This window comes from Mesorhizobium sp. M1A.F.Ca.IN.022.07.1.1, from assembly GCF_003997575.1.
GTDB lineage: Bacteria > Pseudomonadota > Alphaproteobacteria > Rhizobiales > Rhizobiaceae > Mesorhizobium.
In genome coordinates this window covers 1-4,688 of the sequence record NZ_RZST01000406.1, presented here as the reverse complement: position 1 = coordinate 4,688, position 4,688 = coordinate 1, and the positions used below count along the sequence as shown (strand labels likewise).

The 4,688-nt window shown below is 65.0% G+C and carries 6 protein-coding genes; 1 reads left to right on the top strand and 5 read right to left on the bottom strand.

What is annotated here, in order from left to right; translation table 11 throughout:
• Positions 1 to 784, bottom strand: a 784-nt coding sequence (locus EOA75_RS29065; RefSeq protein WP_164747631.1) for a 1-acyl-sn-glycerol-3-phosphate acyltransferase, incomplete at its 3' end; no start/stop codon positions are given.
• A gap of 81 nt (positions 785 to 865) precedes the next feature.
• The gene (locus tag EOA75_RS29060) at positions 866 to 1,768 is read right to left on the bottom strand and encodes a LysR family transcriptional regulator (RefSeq protein ID WP_127325772.1); all 903 of its coding nucleotides are present in this window, start codon (positions 1,766 to 1,768) and stop codon (positions 866 to 868) included.
• Positions 1,769 to 1,870: 102 nt separating this feature from the next.
• Between EOA75_RS29060 and EOA75_RS29055 the strand changes: the two genes are divergently transcribed.
• Complete coding sequence (locus tag EOA75_RS29055; protein WP_127325771.1) at positions 1,871 to 2,491, top strand: pyridoxamine 5'-phosphate oxidase family protein; 621 nt, start codon at positions 1,871 to 1,873, stop codon at positions 2,489 to 2,491.
• Here the strand turns inward: EOA75_RS29055 and EOA75_RS29050 are convergent.
• The 3 genes from EOA75_RS29050 to EOA75_RS29040 form a co-directional block, all read right to left on the bottom strand.
• Positions 2,488 to 3,216, bottom strand: a complete 729-nt coding sequence (locus tag EOA75_RS29050; RefSeq protein WP_127325770.1) for a YdcF family protein — start codon at positions 3,214 to 3,216, stop codon at positions 2,488 to 2,490. The genes EOA75_RS29055 and EOA75_RS29050 overlap by 4 nt on opposite strands.
• A gap of 184 nt (positions 3,217 to 3,400) precedes the next feature.
• Positions 3,401 to 4,390, bottom strand: coding sequence for an ABC transporter permease (locus EOA75_RS29045; RefSeq protein WP_127325769.1), 990 nt, complete (start codon positions 4,388 to 4,390; stop codon positions 3,401 to 3,403).
• Positions 4,383 to 4,688, bottom strand: a 306-nt coding sequence (locus EOA75_RS29040) for an ATP-binding cassette domain-containing protein (protein ID WP_127325768.1), incomplete at its 5' end; no start/stop codon positions are given. The genes EOA75_RS29040 and EOA75_RS29045, both read right to left, overlap by 8 nt.

Genomic DNA, 4,688 nt, shown 5'->3' with positions numbered 1-4,688 from the left:
CCGCAGCGCCGAGCTCCGCCAGCCGCTTCACCGCCGTCGGCGGCATCGGCGGCGGGTTCGGCGCGCGCGAGGCCTCGACCAGCAGCTCGTCGCAGGCGGTCTCGGTCTCGCCGATCAGCCGCTGCATGAACTCCTCCTTGTCGAGCCCCGGAGGAATCGGCGGCAGGAAACGGGCCTTTATGGTGCCCGGATAACGCATGAACTTGCGGCGCGGCCAGTAGAGGCCGGCGACATGGGCGACCGGCACCACGGGAACGCCCAGCTGGGTATAGAGCTCGACGATGCCGTATTTGTAGGACGGCTCGGCGCCCGGTGGGCGACGAGTGCCTTCCGGGTAGATGATAAGCTGACGCGGGTTGCGCGCCATCTCCTGCCTTGTCGCGGCAACGACCGCTTTCAGCGCCTTGGAGCGGCTGCCGCGGTCGACCGGGATCATGCGCATCTTCATGATGTACCAGCCGAAGAAGGGGATCCAGGTCAGTTCCCGCTTCAGGATATACAAGGCGTCGTCGAGATAAGGAAAAAAGGCGATCGCGTCCCAGAAGGACTGATGCTTCGGCGCCAGGATGAAGGACCCCTCAGGCAGGTTCTCGGCGCCCGTGATTTCGCTCCCGGTGCCGGCGATCTTGTCGTAAAGCCACATCGAGGTGCGCGACCAGAATTTCGGCACGAACCAGGCGCGGTGGCGGGGCGACAGGAAATAGAAGGGCGTCCAGAAGATCATCTGAACGACCAGGCTGAGATAGAAGGCAAGGTTGAACGCCAGCGAGCGGATGATGAGCATGCGGCAAAGGGCCCGGTGTGGAGGTGAGCGTTGGTTACACCAAGCGCGGGCAAAAAGGAAACGGCGCGACGGTGGGGCGCATCACAGCGAGCGCGCCAGCCGCTCCTTCAGGCGGGGCGCCGCGAAATCGAGGAAGGCCCGAAGCTTCACCGGCAGCAGGCCCTGACCGGCATGCACGAGATGGACCGGCCAGGGCGGCGGCTCGAACGGCTCGAGCACGACATGAAGCGCGCCGGCGCGCACCGCGGCGTCCGCCTGATAGGAGAGCACCTTCGTCAGGCCGAGGCTGGCGATCGCCGCATCGATTGCTGCCTCGGCGGTGTTGAGCTGCAGCCGCGAGCGGACCGGAACCACGGTTTCGCTCTTGCCGGTGCCGAAGCTCCACGTCGCGGGAGAGGCAAGCCCTTCGAAGGTGATGCAGTTGTGGCCTGAAAGGTCGCGCGGTTCGAACGGCGTGCCATGCTTCGCAAGATATGCCGGGCTGGCGCAGACGATGCGGCGGAACTGGCCGACGCGCGTTGCGACCATGGCCGAATCCGGCAGCGCGCCGATGCGCACGGCAAGATCGATATGCTCCTCGATCAGATGCGTGATCCGATCGGACAGCGTCAGGCGGATGTCGACGTCGGGATAGGCGGCCAGAAAATCTGTAACAATCGGCAGCACATGCAGGCGGCCGAAGACGACCGGCGCAGTGATCACCAGCTCGCCGGTCGGGCTCAAGTATTCGCCAGCGGCGGCGCGCTCGGCTTCGCCCACCTCATCGAGGATACGGCGGCAGGCGGCGAGATAGGAACGACCAGCGTCCGTCAAGGTGAGGCGCCGCGTCGAGCGGTTGAGCAGACGCGTCTTGAGGTGCCTCTCCAGTTCGGAGAGCTTGCGGCTGACGGTGGCGAGCGGCACGCCGGCATGTCGCGCGACGGCGGAAAGGCTGCCGGCCTCCACGGTGGCTACGAACAAGAACATGGCGTCGAGGCGGTCCATTTATTCTTCCGAAATGTGGAAGGATGGATTGCAAATATGCCTTCTACCTCCGGATTTCGGAAGAGGCTACATGTCCTTCCACTTTGGCAGAGGACCGCCGCCATGGACGCCTTCACCAGCGATGTCGCCTTTACCCCTACGGTCAAGGCCATCCAGTCCCGCAAGGGCTCGCGCGCATCTTATGCGCGTGTCGAGGAGCGCGGCGGCTGGCGGGCGACGATCACGCCCGACCTCGCCGCCTTCATCGAGGCGCAGACCAGCGTGTTCCTGGCGACGGCCAATGGCGGAGGTCAACCCTATGTCCAGCATCGCGGCGGGCCAGCCGGCTTCCTGAAGGTGCTGGACGGGCATACGATCGGCTTTGCCGATTTCTCGGGGAACCGGCAGTTCATCACCCAGGGCAATCTTGCGGACAATGCCCAGGCCTTCCTGTTCCTGATCGACTACATGCTTCGGCAGCGCATCAAGATCTGGGGCACAGCGCGCGTCGTCGAGGACGATGCGGAGCTGACGGCGAGGCTGATGCCGGCCAACTACAAGGCGCGGCCGGAGCAGGCGATCCTGTTCAGCGTCACGGCCTGGGATGCAAATTGCCCGCAGCACATTCCGCAGCGCTTCGAGGCGGCGGATGTGGCTGCGGCGCTTGCCGAGCGGGATAGACGCATTGCCGGTCTGGAGCAGGAGATCGCACGCCTGCGCAACAGCGCGTCTGGCGAAGCTTAGTTCTTGCTCACCGTAGAGGCTTCGGCGAGCGTGACGCCCTCGGTGGTCGGCCGAAGCGGGACGATGCCGCGCGCCAGCGCCAGCACATATTTGCTGTATTCGGTGAGCAGCACGCGCAGCGCTTCCGGCTTGGTCAGCCAGCTGCCATTGCCGAGCTTGTTGTTGACCACCGGATAGGGCTCAAGCCGCGCGCCATGCAGCAGCCGGCCCATCTCGAGCAGGCTGCGCGGCATGTGGTAGTTGTTGGTCACGACGATGATGCTGCCATAGGAGTGGCTTTCCACCCATTTGGCGCTCTCCTCGGCATTGCCGATCGTGTCGAGCGCGGCGCGGTCGATGTCGACGCAGCAGGAGAACAACTGCTTGTCGCCGCCCATTGCCGCTTGCAATTGGCGGCGGCTCGCCGTGGGGTGAACACCGCTGATCAAGAGCCGCTCGCCCTTGCCTGATGCCAGCAGATCCATGGCGGCGTCGAGTCGCGACTGGCCCCCGGTGAGCACGATGATTGCGTCGGCCCTGGCCGGATTGACCGGCGTCGTCATGTTGCTGACCTTGTCGGCAAACCAGCCGAAGCCGCCGGCGAAAAGCGCCAGCAGGGCAAGCACGAAGAAACCGCAGAGACGAAGCGCAAATCTGAGACGACCGGTTCTTGCAGACGCAGCACCGCGCGTAAGCGCCGCTGGCATCCGTCCAGCCGTTCCGATCGAGTCCCGCGCGTCCATCATCCCCAGGTTAATCCTGAAAACATCCAATGGTTAACTCTGAAACGTCGCCTTTCATAGATAGCACGGCGCACATTGCGTTACGGCAGTTTCCCTTGCGTGATCATGCACTTGTAGGGTCCGGGTCGCATTGGAAACCCAACTTGCCAACTCTTGCATTCGCGCCACACTTGGTTTCGCGTCATGATCAGACCGCCTCCGGCTGCCGGATGTCGATCTCACTGAGATAGGCGACGACCGTGGCATGCGAGGTCGCCGCGGTCAGCGCGCCGATCACCAGCACCATCAGGGCGACGCCGAGATAGCCGGTGGAGCCGATCGCGAAATTGCCGAACAGCGCGGTCGCCTGGTCGGCCTCAGGCGTCGCCATGTTGCGCGACGACCACCAGGAAAAGACGATGAAGACCAAGATAGCGGCGGCACCTCCGGCGGCGGCGCCCTTCATGCCGGTGACCAGGAAATGCCAACGGAATTCGCGCGCGATGAAGCGGGCCTCGGCGCCGACAAAATGCAGGACCTCGATGATGTGGCCGTTGCCGGCCATGGCGCCGCGCGTGGCGAACACCACCGTCAGCACCGTCGCCGACAATATCAGCGCCAAAACGGCAAAGCCGATCGTCACTGTCGTATGCGCCATGGCGACCAGCCGGTCGACCCAGGTGCGATGGTCGTCGAGCGCGGCGCTCGGCAGCTTGGGCGTGATCGCGGCGCGCATGGCCGCGAAGTCGGGCGGATTGGCCTCATCGATGGTGACGACGATGAGGCGCGGCACCGGCAGTTCATCGATGTTGAGGCCGGTGCCCAGCCACGGCTCCAAAAGGCGCGCCGTCGCATCGCGGTCGACGATCCTCGTACCCTTCACACCCGGGAACTCGCTGGCGATCTCAGAGGCCTGCGCGAGGGCTGCTTCCATGTCGAGGCCCTCGACGGGCTTGATCTGGATCGTCGCCTCGCGCGAGATCTGGTTCCCCCAGACCGAGGCGGTGTCGCGCACCAGCGTCACGGCGCCGAAGGTTAGGCAGGACAGGAAGGTCATGATGGCGATGACCAGCACCAGGGCCCGGCCGGCGATGTTCTGCGCCGGCACGATCGGCGCCATCTTGCGCTGGACACGGCGAACGACAGCCGGCGTCTCGACGGCTTCCTCGTGCAGGTGATCGGCCGGAAGTTCAGTCATAGACGTCCAGCCTTCCGCCGGCCAGAATCATGCGCCGCGCATCGACCTGCTCCATCAGGCCGAGGTCGTGGGTTGCGATCACCACGGCGGTGCCGAGCCGGTTGAGCTCGATAAAGAGCCTCAGCAGCCGGCGCGCCAGCGGCGGATCGACGTTGCCGGTCGGTTCGTCGGCAAGCAGGATCTCCGGCTGCTCGATCAGCGCGCGCGCGATCGCAGCACGCTGCTTCTCGCCGCCCGACAGCACCGGCGGCAGCACATGCATGCGCTCCCCGAGGCCAACCCATTTCAGGAGTTCGGT